This is a genomic window from Ruegeria conchae, assembly GCF_000192475.1.
GTDB lineage: Bacteria > Pseudomonadota > Alphaproteobacteria > Rhodobacterales > Rhodobacteraceae > Ruegeria > Ruegeria conchae.
The window spans coordinates 291939-307424 of the sequence record NZ_AEYW01000013.1 but is presented as its reverse complement, the minus strand read 5'-3'; the positions used below and the strand labels follow the sequence as shown (position 1 = coordinate 307424).

At 56.3% G+C, this 15486-nt stretch carries 15 protein-coding genes; 3 read left to right on the top strand and 12 right to left on the bottom strand.

Annotated features, from left to right (window positions below; all coding sequences use genetic code 11):
• Nucleotides 1–41: 41 nt before the first annotated feature.
• Nucleotides 42–1586, top strand: a complete 1545-nt coding sequence (locus G7G_RS0113400) for a Ppx/GppA family phosphatase (RefSeq protein WP_029621993.1) — start codon at nucleotides 42–44, stop codon at nucleotides 1584–1586.
• Here G7G_RS0113400 and G7G_RS0113395 read toward each other — a convergent pair whose 3' ends face one another.
• The 7 genes from G7G_RS0113395 to G7G_RS0113365 form a co-directional block, all read right to left on the bottom strand.
• Nucleotides 1587–1961, bottom strand: a complete 375-nt coding sequence (locus G7G_RS0113395; protein ID WP_029621992.1) for a hypothetical protein — start codon at nucleotides 1959–1961, stop codon at nucleotides 1587–1589.
• 37 nt (nucleotides 1962–1998) lie between these two features.
• Nucleotides 1999–3000: an endonuclease/exonuclease/phosphatase family protein gene (locus G7G_RS0113390; protein WP_010441946.1), complete on the bottom strand. Its 1002-nt coding sequence runs from the start codon at nucleotides 2998–3000 to the stop codon at nucleotides 1999–2001.
• A gap of 3 nt (nucleotides 3001–3003) precedes the next feature.
• On the bottom strand, nucleotides 3004–3684 hold the full coding sequence (locus G7G_RS0113385; RefSeq protein WP_010441945.1) for a molecular chaperone DjiA: 681 nt from the start codon (nucleotides 3682–3684) through the stop codon (nucleotides 3004–3006).
• Between the two features lie 9 nt (nucleotides 3685–3693).
• Nucleotides 3694–4218, bottom strand: a complete 525-nt coding sequence (locus G7G_RS0113380; protein WP_010441944.1) for a GNAT family N-acetyltransferase — start codon at nucleotides 4216–4218, stop codon at nucleotides 3694–3696.
• Nucleotides 4215–4817: a VOC family protein gene (locus tag G7G_RS0113375; RefSeq protein ID WP_010441943.1), complete on the bottom strand. Its 603-nt coding sequence runs from the start codon at nucleotides 4815–4817 to the stop codon at nucleotides 4215–4217. Before G7G_RS0113375 ends, G7G_RS0113380 begins: the two co-directional genes overlap by 4 nt.
• Nucleotides 4818–4926: 109 nt before the next feature.
• Nucleotides 4927–7053, bottom strand: coding sequence for a methylmalonyl-CoA mutase (gene scpA / locus G7G_RS0113370; RefSeq protein ID WP_010441942.1), 2127 nt, complete (start codon nucleotides 7051–7053; stop codon nucleotides 4927–4929).
• On the bottom strand, nucleotides 7050–7865 hold the full coding sequence (locus G7G_RS0113365; RefSeq protein ID WP_010441941.1) for a hypothetical protein: 816 nt from the start codon (nucleotides 7863–7865) through the stop codon (nucleotides 7050–7052). The genes scpA and G7G_RS0113365 overlap by 4 nt, the downstream gene beginning before the upstream one ends.
• Before the next feature lie 170 nt (nucleotides 7866–8035).
• Here G7G_RS0113365 and G7G_RS0113360 point away from each other — a divergent pair, with 170 nt between their 5' ends.
• Nucleotides 8036–8482, top strand: a complete 447-nt coding sequence (locus tag G7G_RS0113360; protein ID WP_010441940.1) for a DUF4174 domain-containing protein — start codon at nucleotides 8036–8038, stop codon at nucleotides 8480–8482.
• Nucleotides 8483–8558: 76 nt separating this feature from the next.
• Here G7G_RS0113360 and G7G_RS0113355 read toward each other — a convergent pair whose 3' ends face one another.
• A complete protein-coding gene (locus tag G7G_RS0113355; protein WP_010441939.1) occupies nucleotides 8559–10604 on the bottom strand; it encodes an acetyl-CoA carboxylase biotin carboxylase subunit in 2046 nt (681 codons plus the stop codon).
• A 117-nt stretch (nucleotides 10605–10721) separates the two neighbouring features.
• On the bottom strand, nucleotides 10722–10925 hold the full coding sequence (locus tag G7G_RS0113350; protein ID WP_010441938.1) for a hypothetical protein: 204 nt from the start codon (nucleotides 10923–10925) through the stop codon (nucleotides 10722–10724).
• A 650-nt stretch (nucleotides 10926–11575) separates the two neighbouring features.
• Here G7G_RS0113350 and G7G_RS0113345 point away from each other — a divergent pair.
• The gene (locus G7G_RS0113345; protein ID WP_010441937.1) at nucleotides 11576–12727 is read left to right on the top strand and encodes a DcaP family trimeric outer membrane transporter; all 1152 of its coding nucleotides are present in this window, start codon (nucleotides 11576–11578) and stop codon (nucleotides 12725–12727) included.
• Between the two features lie 86 nt (nucleotides 12728–12813).
• Here G7G_RS0113345 and G7G_RS0113340 read toward each other — a convergent pair whose 3' ends face one another.
• From G7G_RS0113340 to G7G_RS0113330, 3 genes are all read right to left on the bottom strand, one after another.
• Nucleotides 12814–13167 carry a hypothetical protein gene (locus G7G_RS0113340; RefSeq protein ID WP_010441936.1) on the bottom strand — a complete coding sequence of 118 codons (354 nt, stop codon included), beginning with the start codon at nucleotides 13165–13167 and terminating at the stop codon, nucleotides 12814–12816.
• A 127-nt stretch (nucleotides 13168–13294) separates the two neighbouring features.
• Nucleotides 13295–13762 carry a DUF6497 family protein gene (locus G7G_RS0113335; RefSeq protein WP_010441935.1) on the bottom strand — a complete coding sequence of 156 codons (468 nt, stop codon included), beginning with the start codon at nucleotides 13760–13762 and terminating at the stop codon, nucleotides 13295–13297.
• 29 nt (nucleotides 13763–13791) lie between these two features.
• Complete coding sequence (locus tag G7G_RS0113330; protein WP_010441934.1) at nucleotides 13792–15324, bottom strand: acyl-CoA carboxylase subunit beta; 1533 nt, start codon at nucleotides 15322–15324, stop codon at nucleotides 13792–13794.
• Between the last annotated feature and the right edge of the window lie 162 nt (nucleotides 15325–15486).

Sequence of the window (15486 nt, the reverse complement as noted above, 5' to 3'; positions counted from 1 at the left end):
AGGTGATCCCGCATCCTGCGCCCAAAACATCTGGGGACACAATGACACAGACTGCCGAGACCGATTTCCCCGATCACGGGCTGTTTGGAAAGCCCATTTTCGAAGATCCGGGGGCTCGGGCGCTGTCTCGGGTTGGTGTAGTCGATATCGGGTCCAACTCGGTCCGCATGGTGATCTTCGATGGCGCAGCGCGCTCTCCGGCTTATTTCTACAACGAAAAGGTCATGTGCGAATTGGGGGCAGGCCTATCCGAAACCGGGCGTCTTAACCCGTTGGGACGTGTACGCGCGCTGGCTGCATTGCATCGGTTCAAATATCTGGCGGAAGACCTCGGGTTACCCACCCTGCACGCCGTCGCCACTGCCGCAGTGCGTGAAGCAAAAGATGGTCGCGAATTCTGCGAACAGGTAAAAGCGGAAACAGGATTGATCATCAATGTGGTCAATGGCGAAGAAGAAGCCCGCCTGTCAGCGCAGGGCGTATTGTTGGGATGGCCCGGCGCATATGGTTTGATCTGTGACATCGGAGGCTCGTCAGTCGAACTGGCAGAAATCGGAGGCGGCAAGGTCGGGCGTCGCATGACCTCGCCTTTGGGTCCGCTTAAACTGCGCGATATCAAAGGCGGTCGTCGGGCGCGTAAAGAGCATATCAAGAAGACCATGGAAGAGATGCGCGATAAGATGGGCCCCCAGCGGGATCGCCTGTTTCTTGTTGGCGGCAGTTGGCGCGCCTTCGCACGCCTTGACATGCTGCGCCGAGGCTACCCGCTGAACGTGCTGCACGAATACCGAATGACTCAGAGTCAAGTTCGCGAGACCATCAAATTCATCGAACAGAATGACGCGGATGAATTGCGCAGTAAGGCTGGTGTATCTGGTTCGCGTATGGCGCTGATCCCTTATGCAATGGATGTGCTTTCCCGCTTGATTCGCACTTTCAAGCCCAAGGACATCGCGATATCAAGCTATGGCATTCGCGAAGGATTACTGTACGAGCAGATGCCGCAACGCTTGCGCGACCGCGACCCATTGATTGAGGTCAGCCGCTTTGCCGAAGCCAAAGATGCACGCCTGCCCGGGTTCGGAAAACACTTGTTCGATTTTGTCATGCCTCTTTTCCGCTCGGCGCCAGAGCAGCGGGTGCGGCTGATCAAAACCGCCTGTCTGCTGCACGACGTCAGTTGGCGCGCGCACCCGGATTACCGGGCCGAGGCCTGTTTCGAATATGTGACCCGTGCCAACATGAGCGGGATCAAACACTCTGAGAGAGTATTTATCGGCCTCGCTTTGCAGCACCGATATCGGAACAAGCGTGAGGGTAGCCGATTTAACAAGCTCTATGAACTGCTGGATGAGCGCGGCCAGGAACAGGCCGAAATACTGGGCAAAGCACTTCGCTTTGGCGCAATGCTTTGGATGCAGCATGACGCGGCTATGGGTAAGTTGCGCTACTATCCGAAGAAGCAAAAGCTTGAACTGCGCTTGCCCAAATCAGCAGGTCCATTGTTCAACGAAGTTGCCGAAGCGCGGTTCAACTCATTGGCTAATGCGGTGAATTCTGAACCCAAGGTTATCCTGAGGGGCTGATCAAATATCAGTCAACCCATCGGATGGAATGTCATCTTGCGGAACCGATTCTTCGGGTCGTTCCTGTGCCGGCTTTTTACGGATGATAATATCGCCGTTGGGCAACATTTCGGGCGTTTCATAGGCCGTCCAATCCTGAACCTGAGTGGCGAGTTCAGCCAGCGCTGGCCCCATCTCCTGCAGGAATGATTGCAATGCCGGGCCGAACTGCTCGGCGAAACCGCGCAAATCCTCGATCGTGGGCTCCATTTCCTGCCGTAGACCTTCCAGAAAAAGCTCGGCACCTCTCTCCATCAAGGACTTGCTGTCCTCTTCAGCATGGGCGGGTAAGGCCACCAGTGCGCAGGTTGCGCAGATCTTCAACACATGTCGCATGGTAGAAATATAAGAGGTGGCCGATGCAGTTGAAAGGCTACAGATCTATATCCAGCGTCACAGGAAAGTGGTCGGATGCTGCCAGCAAAGCATCGCGCAATTCGGGGGTGCCCCAGCATGCGGCGTCCCGAAATGGATGCCAGATGCGCCAGACCGGGTCATGACCACGCAGATCTTTGCTGATCATGATGTAGTCGAGCAGCGCTTCAAGATACCTTCCCTCCTCCCGACGTTCAAAACGCGCCGTAGCCGGTATTGATCCGGGACGCGGGCGATGCGCTTGCGCGGCATGAGGATCATAAAGCCCTGCCTGCAATAGAATCTCGACCGAAGACCGCCCGAACAGATGCTCAAACTCATCCAGCCCCGGGCCATCATTCAGATCACCAAGCAAGATAACCGGCTCGTTGGCGTCAATGTGGTGTTCAACGCGTCGCGCCAACCAAACCGCCTGCGCCAGTTGTTTGCGGCGATTGGCAATGGACAGACGGATCATTTCGTCCCGTGACCCGGCACCATGGGGGGCTTTGGATTTTAGATGTGCCCCTATCAGGCGGAGGGTCGATCCATTGGCCATCTCAATGGCCAGTTCCATTGGCGGTTTCGAGAATTCGACCTGATCTTCGGTCGCATCGATGTCCAGATCAATGCGGAACACGCCATCGAACCGAGGAGCGGCTAGATCACTCAGTTGTCCAACTGGCTCGTGGCGTGCTTTCAAGACATCCGGATCGAACAACAGCGCCAGTTCCTGATGCGTATCATTGGCAAACCCCATCACTGCATGGGACGTGCGCAGATTGAATGCTTCGGCAAACCGCTGAAGGGCGCGGACGGTATTTTGCGTTTTGCCTGTATTTGGGGCCTCAACGACCAATACAGCATCGGCATCGACGGCGGTCAGAACCTTGGCCACCGCTTCGATCTGCTGCACTTTGGTTATGTCACGCCGCCCTGACCAACTATCGTCGACGACCAGATTATCGTCGCGATCAAACAGATTGGCGAACCATTCGATATTGTAGGTCGCCAGCCGCACCGATCACACCCGAGCGCCGTTTATTTCATCCCAGGCGCGGTTGATATCGATCATCTTTTTCTCGGCCAGACGCACCGCTTCCTCGGGCACGCCGCGTGCCATCATCGCATCGGGATGAGTCTCTCTCACCAACTGCCGCCAGACTTTGCGTATTTCGGGCAGTGGCGCATTCCTCGCAACGCCCAACACTGTGTACGGATCTTTTGGTGCGTCCGGCACAAATCGCGCACGCAAGGCCATGAATTGAGCGTCAGTCTGACCAAAAATTCGGCTGACCTCTTCAAGAAATTCATTCTCGTTTGGGTGATAGAACCCATCTGCCATAGCGATGTGAAAGAGCCCTTCCATCAAATCGCAAAGCGTGGTGCTGTCGTCCGCAAACATTCCCGCGATCTTGCGGGCGTAGTCTTTGTATCCAGCGACATCGGTTCGGGCCATGTCAAAGACCTTGGCTGCGCCGTCTTCGTCTTCGGGCGCGATCTGGAACACTTCGCGGAAGGCTGTAACCTCATCGCGTGTCACCTGACCATCGGCCTTGGCCATCTTGGCCCCTAGTGCTACAACGGCAATTGCAAACGCGACCGAACGTTCGGGGGGCGTACGTAGCTTTTCAAATACTGCGGTCAGGCTTTCGCCCTTGGCAAGCGCATTAAGCGCATCAGCTATTCTGGTCCAGATCGACATGGCCGCACCCTAGCGCGCCTTTGCGCGACTGTCAGGTGCGACAGATGACTGCGGGGCAAGTATTTTCTGCATCAGAACAAGATCCAAGCGCTGCCCCCATTTAAACCCCACTTCGGGCATATGCCCCACCTGTTTGAAACCGATTGCCGAATGGAAAGCAACGGCTGCAGGGTTGGCCGAGGAAATACCCGCAACCAGAACATGCACATTGTTTGTTTTGGCGATGGCCTCCAAGGCCTGCATTAATGCGCGCCCCGTGCCCTGCCCTCTGGCCTCAGGCGCCAACTGGATCGAATGCTCGCGGCACTGCGCATATCCGGGGCCCGATCGGAATAAGTTATAAGTTGCAAATCCCTCGACCACCCCATCGCGCTCGGCGACCAGAAAAACCGGTCCACGGGTTTCTATCTCTGCCGTCACTTTTTCCACGCTACGTTCATCGGTGGTGAAAGTGACCAGCGTGTCACGAATGATCGCGTTTGCGATCTCGGTAATCGCGGGTGCGTCTTCGACCGTTGCCTGTCGGATGATCATTCCAGCACGCGCAGCCCATGTGGAGTTTCAATTTCTGCGCGCAATGCTGCCGGACCACTATCAAAAACGACATAATCCAACGCCCCCAAGCCCTTGGCCAGATCGAGAGCATCCGGGTGGCACACAATCAAGCGTTGCAGCTGGCAGCCGCTGTCCTGCAACATTTGCGCAGGATGCAGATCGCCCTGCCACTGGATGAGCGCGGGAAAGATATTATCAAACGGTAGACGCCCGTTCGGTGGAACCGCCATGCGCCAACGCAGCGCGCCTCGGTTCAGATCGATGGGCTGACCAACACCGTCAGGAAAGGCGGTCAGCGAAGCCTCGATATCGGGAACCTGGCAAATCCAGTTTGTCAGGCGGGGCGATCCGGAGAACCGATCCAGATCGAACCAGCGCGTCCTTTGCGGGTTGGGCGCATCGGGATCGATCGCAATCGCCTCCAGATACAAGCCATCTCGCAAGCCCAACAGGCGGTTATACGTCCCGAATTTCTCGTGCTTGCCGCCATCCTGCAATCGAACGCCCAACGCCTGTTCGATATGGTCAGAAGCCTCTTCCAGCGTTTCACCTGCAACAGCCAAATGGTCCAATAACATTAAGACGCTCTCCCAAAAAACATGCGACCAGACAAGAAGTGTCTGGCCGCATGTTTTCCTCAAAGGTTCCGGATCACAAGATTTTTCGTACGAAAAATCTTGGCTCACCTCAGGCTTTGGCTTCACCGATCAAACGCAAGATATCTTGTGCCGCGTCAGGGATGTTCGTTCCCGGACCAAAGATCGCCTTTACACCGTGATCGTAGAGGAACTGGTAATCCTGTTGCGGAATGACGCCACCACAGATGACGATGATGTCTTCGGCCCCGGCCTTTTTCAGTTCTTCAACCAACTGGGGTGCCAACGTCTTATGCCCAGCAGCCTGCGAAGAGATCCCGATCACATGCACATCATTGTCCACCGCGTCCTGCGCGGCTTCTGCGGGAGTCTGAAACAGAGGGCCGACGTCCACGTCAAACCCGATATCAGCAAAGGCGGTGGCAATCACCTTGGCGCCCCGGTCGTGACCATCCTGCCCCATTTTGACCACCAGTAGACGTGGGCGACGTCCCTCGGCCTCGGCGAATTTTTCAATGGATTTCTGGATCGCGGCAAAGCCTTCATCACCTTCATAAGCCGCGCCATAGACACCGGCCAGGGTTTTCACTTCAGCGCGGTGGCGACCGAATTCCTTTTCCATTGCCATGCTGATCTCTCCTACGGATGCGCGGGCGCGGGCGGCCTCGACGGCGGCGGCCAGCAGGTTACCACCCTCACGGGCAGTGGTGGTCAGCGCGTCCAACGCCTGCTGACATGCTGCTTCGTCACGGGTGGCGCGAATGCGTTCCAGACGCGCCACCTGCGCCTCGCGTACGGCGACATTATCGACGTCCAAAATGTCGATCGGGTCTTCCTGTTCCTTGCGGTACTTGTTGACACCAACGATGACCTCTTCGCCCCGGTCAATCATGGCTTGGCGCCGGGCTGCGCTTTCTTCGATCCGCAGCTTGGGCATACCGCTGGCAACCGCCTTGGTCATGCCGCCCATCTCCTCGACCTCTTCCATTAAGGCCCAAGCCTTTTCAACCAGCTCGTTGGTCAGGCTTTCGACGTAGTAAGAACCCGCCAGCGGATCGACCACATCGGTTACACCGGTCTCTTCTTGCAGCACCAATTGCGTGTTCCGTGCGATGCGGGCAGAAAAATCGGTGGGCAACGCAATCGCCTCGTCGAGTGCGTTGGTGTGCAGCGATTGGGTGCCGCCCAGTACCGCGCTCATCGCTTCATAGGCGGTGCGGACCACGTTGTTGTAGGGGTCCTGTTCCTGCAGTGATACGCCGGATGTCTGGCAGTGGGTTCGCAGCATTTTCGACCGTTCGGATTTCGCTCCGAACTCGGTCATTACCCGATGCCAGAGCGTGCGTGCTGCGCGTAGCTTCGCAATCTCCATGAAAAAGTTCATGCCGATAGCAAAGAAGAACGACAGACGGCCCGCAAACTTGTCCACATCCATGCCCGACTGAGTCGCGGCACGCACATATTCACGGCCATCGGCGAGCGTATAGGCCAGCTCTTGCACCAGGTTCGCCCCGGCCTCTTGCATGTGATAGCCCGAGATCGAGATTGAGTTGAATTTGGGCATCTCGTTCGAGGTGAACTCGATAATGTCCGAGATGATCTTCATCGATGGCTCGGGCGGGTAGATATAAGTGTTGCGCACCATGAACTCTTTCAGAATATCGTTCTGGATGGTGCCCGACAGCACGGCCTTGTCATGCCCCTGCTCTTCTCCCGCAACGATGAAACTGGCCAGAACCGGGATCACGGCCCCGTTCATCGTCATCGAGACCGAAACCTTGTCCAGCGGAATACCGTCGAACAGGATCTTCATATCCTCGACACTGTCGATGGCCACACCGGCCTTGCCGACATCGCCGACAACGCGCGGGTGGTCGCTGTCATAGCCCCGGTGCGTCGCCAGGTCGAAGGCCACCGAGACACCCTGCTGACCAGCGGCCAAGTTGCGACGATAGAAGGCGTTCGATTCCTCGGCGGTCGAGAACCCCGCATACTGACGGATGGTCCAGGGACGACCCGCATACATCGTCGCCTTCACCCCACGGGTAAACGGGCCGAAGCCAGGCAGTGACCCCATATGCGGCAGGTCTGCGGTGTCGTCCTGCGTATAGAGCGGCTTAACGTCGATGCCTTCAAGAGTTTCCTTGGTCAGATCGTCCAACGGACGCCCGCGCAGTTCTTTTTCGGCCAGCACCTGCCAGTCGTTGGTGTCGGTCATGTCGATTTCCTCTGTTCCAATCGGGGTTCCGCGGGGATGACCCCGCGCGTATCTCTTTCTGTCCGGCAGACAAGCTCGGCCAAGCCGTCTGCGCCGGAGGCAAGCCATTCCAGATCATCCGCATAATCGGACCACAGCTTCATCGCCTGATCTGCGTTTAGGCCGTGAGGGGCAGGATGTGGCGCGGCATTCAGTGAAAGGCCGTCGTTGTCCTCGGGTGCCGCGCGCCCGGTCAAAGCCTCAAGCTGTGCACGCTGATGGCCCGCAAAATCTTCGAAGGGCAAGACTAGTAGCGGAACGCCCGGAAACGCGCGGCCCATCTCCGCAATCACATTTCGCCAGCTCCGCTTGCTCTGAGTGATACGTTTCCATTTGGCGGGCTCAATCGGCTCACTTCCGCGTTTGAATTTATAGGCTGAAACGGAAGACCAATACATATCCAATGCCCGGATATTCAGAGCCAATTTGCCAACCCCTTCATCAAAGGCCTTCGCGAGCAGCAGACTACGCTCGTGCATGCTGGGATAAAGCGAGGCGAATGCAATATTACGCTCCATAGAACCTACGAAGTTCTCTTGACTTACCAATAGCTGCTTGGCACCCGCACGCCGACACGCATCCAGATCACGGCGTAGCGCGTCACAAACATCTGGCGTCAATTTGTTCAGGCTATTCAAACCGTTGGCACGTGTGCGTTCAGGCCCCCAATAGACCAACCCTTGCTCAGCCAGCGTGTTCTCATTCCTGCTTAGATAGTTTTGAAAGCTGGTGGTTGCGCACCTGTGTGCGCCGCAATGCAGGATGATCTCCATCGCCCTACCCTCCCCACCGAAAGTCTTCAGGAACAACCTGTATTCTCGGCGCTTGGATAGGCGCGGATGAAACGGGATCGAGCCTGAAGTACAATTTTTTGATGTCCGCAGACATTTCGCCAGTCGCATTCGTCCGCGCAGAGGCTATATTCAACAGAACAGGAGGCCATATGACACGCACGCTTGCCCTTGTTTTCTCGGCACTATTCCCGCTGGCCGCCTTGGCCGCGGACGCGAATGCCCCTGCGGATGACAGCTTTGTGCGTCCCGTAGATGACAGCGATCTGAGCGATTTTCTCTGGACCCATCGCCCGATCGTTGTATTTGCCGATACCCCTGCAGACCCAAGGTTCCAGCAACAGATTGACATGCTGTTGGAGGGCGAAGCGGCAATGCGTGATCGCGACGTAATCGTATTGACTGATACCGATCCGTCGGCACGATCTCCGATACGGTCAAAACTGCGACCACGCGGTTTCCAGATGGTATTTGTCGACAAGGATGGTGTAGTGAAACTGCGCAAACCCAGCCCATGGAGCGTGCGCGAGATAGGCCGCTCGATTGACAAGACGCCCTTGCGTGAACGCGAAATTCGCGAACGACGCGAAGGCGGCTGAACACCTGCACCTTGCCTTAAAGTCCCGACGGAAGCCGCCGAGAACCTTGAAAGGTATGAAACAGGCGCGCGCATGATCATTCGAACTCGATAATCACATCGTCAACGGCAAGGCTGTCGCCGGGACCAGCATTGATTTTGGAGACAACGCCTTTCTTCTCAGCGCGCAGGATGTTCTCCATCTTCATCGCCTCGACGGTGCAAAGCGCCTGACCCTCCTGTACCTCCTGCCCCACTTCGACATCGATCTTCACGATCAGGCCGGGCATCGGGCAGAGCAGCATCTTGGATGTATCAGGCGGCAGCTTCTCGGGCATCATCCGGGCCAATTCGGCCTGACGTGGGGTGCGAACATGCACCTTGAGATCCGCGCCGCGGTTGCGGACGCGAAATCCGCCCGACACTTTGCCGACCTTCAGAACCAGTGGGCTGCCATCGACATCGAGCACTGCAAGCTGATCACCCGGTGTCCAATCGGAGGCGACACGGTGCTTCGTGCCATCTGCAAACGACACGGTGGAGCCATCCTGATCGGCCTCTATCGCAACCTCGAACTCTTGCCCTTGCAGCGAGACGACCCAATCTGTTCCAACCTTGCGTTCATGATTGTCCATCCGCCCCGACACCCGTGTACGGCGAATCTCGGCCACGCGGTGCATCGCTGCGCACGATGCAGCGACTCGGCGCAGGTCAGCTTCAGGCAATTCCACACCCTCAAATCCGTCAGGATACTCCTCGGCGATGAAGGCGGTCGTCATATCACCGCTAACGAATTTCGGGTGGTCCATAACCGCTGACAGGAACGGTAGATTGTGACCGATGCCTTCAACCTCAAAACTGTCGAGCGCCACACGCATGGCTTCGATCGCCTGCTCGCGGGTCGGCGCCCAAGTGCACAGCTTGGCGATCATCGGGTCATAATACATACTGATCTCGCCGCCTTCATAGACGCCGGTATCGTTACGTACAGCGCTATCCCCTTTGGGCGCATCGCCTTGCCATTTGTCATTCACCAGCAACGGGCCAGCGGCGATTTCCTGCGGTGGGCGATAACGGGTCAGGCGGCCAATCGAGGGCAAGAAGCCGCGATACGGATCCTCGGCATAAAGACGGTTCTCGATGGCCCAACCCGTCAAGGTCACGTTATCCTGAGTGATGGTCAGCTTTTCACCAGCAGCCACACGGATCATCTGTTCCACCAGATCAACACCGGTAATCAGCTCGGTCACAGGGTGTTCCACCTGAAGGCGGGTGTTCATTTCAAGGAAGTAAAAGTTCTTTTCCCCATCCACGATGAATTCGACCGTTCCAGCACTGGCATAGTCCACGGCCTTGGCCAGCGCGACCGCCTGTTCTCCCATCGCTTTTCGGGTTTCAGGATCAAGGAAGGGCGAAGGCGCCTCTTCTACAACCTTCTGGTTCCGGCGCTGGATCGAGCATTCACGCTCGCCCAAATAGATGCCGTTGCCATGGCTGTCGCACAGGACCTGAATTTCTATGTGGCGCGGTTGGGTCACGAATTTCTCAATGAAAATCCGGTCATCGCCAAAGGAATTTGCAGCCTCGTTCTTGGAAGATTGGAAGCCTTCCCGCGCTTCTTCATCATTCCACGCGATCCGCATGCCCTTACCACCGCCGCCAGCGCTGGCCTTGATCATCACCGGATACCCGATATCGTTCGATATCTTCACCGCCTCATCAGCGTCTTCAATCAGCCCCATGTAGCCGGGGACCGTCGAAACCCCGGCCTCCTGTGCGATCTTCTTCGAGGTGATCTTATCACCCATGCTTTCGATCGCACCAACCGGTGGGCCGACAAAGGCGACGCCTTCGGCATCCAGCGCTTCAGCAAACTTGGAATTCTCGGACAGAAAGCCATAGCCGGGGTGGACAGCCTGCGCACCACTTTGACGGATGGCGTCCATTACCTTGTCGATGACAATGTATGACTGATTGGCCGGTGGTGGACCTATATGCACGGCCTCATCCGCCATCGACACGTGCAGGGCGTTCCTGTCAGCATCAGAATAGATGGCGACCGTGCCAATGCCCATCTTGCGGGCAGTCTTGATGACCCGGCAGGCAATCTCGCCCCGGTTTGCGATCAGGATCTTGTTGAACATGGAACGTCCTTTGGATTGAAGTTCTGGAAACGCAAAACGCCGCCTCAGGGTGTTGACCCCACGACGGCGTGATGCGTGATGACGGACGGGGTGTTGGCTGCCCCGATAAATTCAGCGTTAGTTACAGGTGTTTTGGGTTTTGCAGTACAGCACGTTCCCCGCAGCACCGACCGCTGCGCCAAACAGCGGATCTGCATTGAGGACCGCAGCCCCGACCGCGCCTGCGCCGCCACCAAGGATCGCCTGCTCGCCCGTTGTGTCACCACAGGCCACAAGGCCGGCGCATGTCGCCAACGCAAGGAAGATTCGTGATTTTTGCATGTTTTCTGCCCTTTTTGGTTTCTCAAAGTCTTTGAGGGCAGATGCCGAATTCCGGCATTGTTATGCAATAACAGAGGTTGCAAACCACTGAATTGCGCAGTTTCTTGCCGTTTTTGGACTGTGTTCGCCAAAAAGAAAACCGCGGACAGAGCTCTGTGGGGAACACAAGCCTGCCCGCGGAAGGAAGGGGTACGGAATAGTAGGTGCTTGTGCGACGCAGGCAAAGTAGAGCCGCACGGCCCCTTCACTGTGCACAGCACAATTTGCAGCGCAAACCCATCTTCGTTTCCGTTTGAGATTCCGGCTAAAACTTGCCCACCGGCAGCGCGTCCGCGCAACTTTGCGCCGACACCATATCGCCCTGCACCCCCGAATTCCCTGCTCATGCCAGTCACGTTCATGTGACGATACTCGGCCGGATGATGGCCAACACGGCGGTATACCTCACGCGTTGCTTTCGGAAGTCCACTAAGAAAATCTACAGGGGCCAGGCGCTTATCCTGAGCTTTCACCGAGCTGTGAAAGCACGAGCCATTCTTGACACGGTTACTTGAAAAACTGCGCAGAATTCCTCGCAGATTGGTGATTTTCCCCGGGCTCTTATGCGTGAAACGGTGCCGGTGCACACTCGCAAACAAGGAAATATCCCCATGATAATAAAGGGCAAAACTGCTAGCCTGCTTGCTGCCAGCACGCTTTCCGTGACCGGAATGCAGGCCTTGGCGCAAGATGCACAAACTCAGGCTGAACTCGATGCGCTTCGCGCAAGAGTCGAGGCTTTGGAATCGTCCAAGCCCGGAGCCGGGACCGGTGATCTGAGGATCGGAAACACCACGCTGGACGTCTATGGCTATGTCAAAGCCGATTTCTTCTACGACTTCGAATATGATCAGGGCGACACAGCGTTTGTGAATGTCATAGGTGAGCCCTCGGCCGAAACCGATGGCACATTTGGCGCCACCGTTCGGCAATCGCGAATCGGACTGCGTACCAACACACCAAGCGGCATTGGCGACATCCAGGGTCAGATCGAAGTGGATGCTTTCGGCTCGGGCGGTACAGCAGAATTCCGCATTCGTCACGCGAATATCCGGATTGGTGAACAATGGCTCATCGGTCAGTACTGGACTAATTTCCAGCCTCTGGACACTTACCCCACCACAGTTGAGTTCAATGGACCGGTCGGCATCCCTTTTGCCCGTGTTCCTCAGGTTCGATACACTAACGGCTTCGGATCGAATACCACCTTTGCTGTTTCTGTAGAGGAAAACGTCGGAGGTTCGAACTCGGATGATCCGGTGCTGACTGGTGCGGTCGAGTATAACGACGGCAAATACCTGGCGCGCGCCTCGGTTTTGTACGGCAAAGCCCAATCCGGCGATGTCGAAGTGGATCAGACCGGCTTTACCCTTTCTGGTTCGATCCGTCCCTGGCAAGGTGGCCTGTTCCAAGTCAACTACGTCAACGGTGAAGCGATCGGCCCCTACCTGATCGGTTTGGGTGACGCGATTGTTGGCGGTCAGGCGAACGATGTCGACGGGTATACCATCGAGTTTCGTCAAGATTTGACCCCCAAATGGAACGTGGGCATCTCCTACGGTAAGGAAGATTACGACCTGCCCACCTCGACAGGAAGTTTGTCCTTCACCGAGCTTGAGACCATCCATGTCAATGCGTTCTACAAAGCAACTGACAATCTGACATTGAGCGCCGAATACATCTATGGCGAGCGGAACGATACGATTTCGGGTGACACTTTCGATGGCAACCGTATTCAGTTGGCCGCACAGCTGAACTTCTGACTTGCCCCAAGTGCCCTGCCTGTTCGCGGGCAGGGCTCCACCAATTTGGGTTGGTCGAACTTGATATGCAGCTGCGGTGGGCAAATTCAGCGCACCCCGTCGAAGATTTCTGGAAACGATTGACGAGCAACCTCCGGGTCGATCACCAACAGCGCGTCATAGCTGGCAGGGTCAAACGGATCTTCAGCGGCGATCACTTCCCGCTCGAACAGCCAACTCAGTCGGCCTGCATCCAGGTTACCACGCTCGAACGGCTGATCACCAAACTGCGCCCATAGCGCTTCCATGAATGCGGCATCTGCACGCCTATCTGCAGGCTTGCGGTCCCGAAAACGTTCGCGCCTGGTCAAGGGAGTCACTCCCTTGGGATTGGCGCGCCGGATCGTGAACTGAAAGTCAGTTCCGGCCAAGCGGCCGGGGAAGCCACGGTGTTTCAGCATTTCGACACCTCGCTGGTTAAGGCATTGAAATTACATGGGTGCAGACGACCCTGCCGGGATGAAAACACGATATGAACCTCTGAGTTGTATATGGGCACCCTGTGACCGAGATCGCGTACTCTCATGGTCAGAGTCCCTCCCAGATACATTGGGATTGTTCCAGCCGATAGGCCTCAAAAAACTGGGTCGCATCTGGCTCGGACGTGCCGAACTCCAGCGGTCGATCCGAGAAAGAAATCACGACACGCGCAGGATCCAGATCGTGCTGCGCCACGTAAGGGACCGCCAGCGTCTGGCACAGATGCTCCATGTCGATCACTGCGACATCATAGGTGATGCGGCCCACGGTCGCCCCGATATTGGGAGCAATAAACCTGAAACGAACCCAGAGTTCCCCGGGATTGGTATCAAGCAGTACATTGCTGAGCTCTACTGGCTGACCCGATGGCACGGGCAATAGATTACTTGCCTGAACCGAACTAGTCATAGACATCGCCAATGCAAGCGCGCTCCCCAGGAAGCGTCCAGCGCGAGCCAGTCCCTCCGAACTTGCTTGCGCGGCAAACGCGCTTTTATGTCCAATCAAGTCGATCATGAAGCAAATCGGTTTGTTCCATCTAACTCTTAGAGCGGGATATTATCGTGCTTTTTCCATGGGTTCTTCAGCTGCTTTCCGCGCAGACTGGCAAAGGCACGCGATACGCGACGGCGGGTTGAGTGTGGCATGATCACTTCATCGATAAAGCCACGCTCGGCAGCGACAAAGGGGTTGGCAAACCGGTCTTCGTAATCCTGCGTGTGCTGCGCGATCTTATCCGCATCTCCAAGATCAGCGCGATGGATGATCTCGGTTGCGCCCTTTGCACCCATCACTGCGATCTCGGCCGTGGGCCATGCATAGTTGAAATCCCCGCGCAGATGCTTCGATGCCATCACGTCATAAGCACCGCCATATGCTTTGCGCGTGATCACCGTGACCTTTGGCACTGTTGCCTCTCCATAAGCAAACAGCAGTTTCGCGCCATGCTTGATCACGCCGCCATATTCCTGTGAGGTCCCCGGAAGAAAACCCGGCACGTCGACGAGCGTAAGGATCGGAATTTCAAAGCAATCGCAGAACCGTACAAAACGCGCAGCTTTGCGCGAGCTGTCGATATCCAGACACCCGGCAAGAACCATCGGTTGGTTTGCCACAACGCCTACGGTTTGTCCTTCAAGGCGGATAAAACCGGTGATGATGTTCTTGGCGTAATCTTCCTGTATTTCGTAGAAGTCGCCCTCGTCCGCGACTTTGGTGATGAGCTCCTTCATGTCGTAGGGCGTGTTAGGATTATCTGGGATCAGAGTGTCCAGCGACGTCTCGATCCGACCCGGCTCATCAAAGAAGGGACGAACCGGAGGCTTTTCGCGATTGTTGAGCGGCAGGAAATCGACCAACCGGCGGACCTCGGCCAGCGCCTCAACATCGTTTTCGAACGCCCCGTCCGCAACCGAGGATTTTTTGGTGTGGGTCGAAGCCCCACCCAGTTCCTCGGCGGTAACGACCTCATTTGTGACAGTCTTTACGACATCCGGACCAGTCACAAACATGTATGAGGTGTCTTTGACCATGAATATAAAGTCGGTCATCGCAGGGCTATAGACCGCACCACCAGCGCATGGCCCCATGATCACACTGATCTGAGGCACCACGCCCGAGGCCATGATGTTGCGTTGGAAAACTTCGGCATACCCCGCCAGCGAGGCAACGCCTTCCTGAATGCGCGCGCCACCCGAGTCATTGATCCCGATCACCGGCGCTCCATTCTGAACCGCCATATCCATGATCTTGCAAATCTTCTGCGCATGCGTTTCGGACAGCGAGCCGCCAAACACGGTAAAGTCCTGACTGAAGACATAGACCATCCGGCCGTTGATCGTGCCCCAACCAGTGACCACGCCATCACCGGCTGGCTTTTGCTTTTCCATTCCGAAATCGGTGCAACGATGGCTGACAAACATGTCAAACTCTTCGAAGCTGCCTTCATCCACCAGCAGCTCGATCCGCTCGCGCGCTGTCAACTTGCCTCGGGCATGCTGTGCGTCAATGCGCCGTTGTCCACCCCCTAAGCGTGCATCGTTGCGGCGGCCCTCGAGTTCGGAAAGGATGTCTTTCATGACGGTAGTCTCCCATGAGATTTTGCGGGACCATAACGATACGAATACCGAGACCAAAGAAGTTTTCAGCAAATTTGCAAACATAAGAAAATCAAGCAGGTGGTAATTGCAAATTTGTAAAGTTATGTAACATCACAAACCCGCTCTTGGCATTCCCCCAAA

Coding starts and splice junctions, on each gene's coding strand:
- G7G_RS0113400 (WP_029621993.1), top strand. CDS start 42: ATGACACAGACTGCCGAGACCGATTTCCCCGATCACGGGCTGTTTGGA.
- G7G_RS0113395 (WP_029621992.1), bottom strand. CDS start 1,961: ATGCGACATGTGTTGAAGATCTGCGCAACCTGCGCACTGGTGGCCTTA.
- G7G_RS0113385 (WP_010441945.1), bottom strand. CDS start 3,684: ATGTCGATCTGGACCAGAATAGCTGATGCGCTTAATGCGCTTGCCAAG.
- G7G_RS0113380 (WP_010441944.1), bottom strand. CDS start 4,218: ATGATCATCCGACAGGCAACGGTCGAAGACGCACCCGCGATTACCGAG.
- G7G_RS0113375 (WP_010441943.1), bottom strand. CDS start 4,817: ATGTTATTGGACCATTTGGCTGTTGCAGGTGAAACGCTGGAAGAGGCT.
- scpA (WP_010441942.1), bottom strand. CDS start 7,053: ATGACCGACACCAACGACTGGCAGGTGCTGGCCGAAAAAGAACTGCGC.
- G7G_RS0113365 (WP_010441941.1), bottom strand. CDS start 7,865: ATGGAGATCATCCTGCATTGCGGCGCACACAGGTGCGCAACCACCAGC.
- G7G_RS0113360 (WP_010441940.1), top strand. CDS start 8,036: ATGACACGCACGCTTGCCCTTGTTTTCTCGGCACTATTCCCGCTGGCC.
- G7G_RS0113355 (WP_010441939.1), bottom strand. CDS start 10,604: ATGTTCAACAAGATCCTGATCGCAAACCGGGGCGAGATTGCCTGCCGG.
- G7G_RS0113350 (WP_010441938.1), bottom strand. CDS start 10,925: ATGCAAAAATCACGAATCTTCCTTGCGTTGGCGACATGCGCCGGCCTT.
- G7G_RS0113345 (WP_010441937.1), top strand. CDS start 11,576: ATGATAATAAAGGGCAAAACTGCTAGCCTGCTTGCTGCCAGCACGCTT.
- G7G_RS0113340 (WP_010441936.1), bottom strand. CDS start 13,167: ATGCTGAAACACCGTGGCTTCCCCGGCCGCTTGGCCGGAACTGACTTT.
- G7G_RS0113335 (WP_010441935.1), bottom strand. CDS start 13,762: ATGATCGACTTGATTGGACATAAAAGCGCGTTTGCCGCGCAAGCAAGT.
- G7G_RS0113330 (WP_010441934.1), bottom strand. CDS start 15,324: ATGAAAGACATCCTTTCCGAACTCGAGGGCCGCCGCAACGATGCACGC.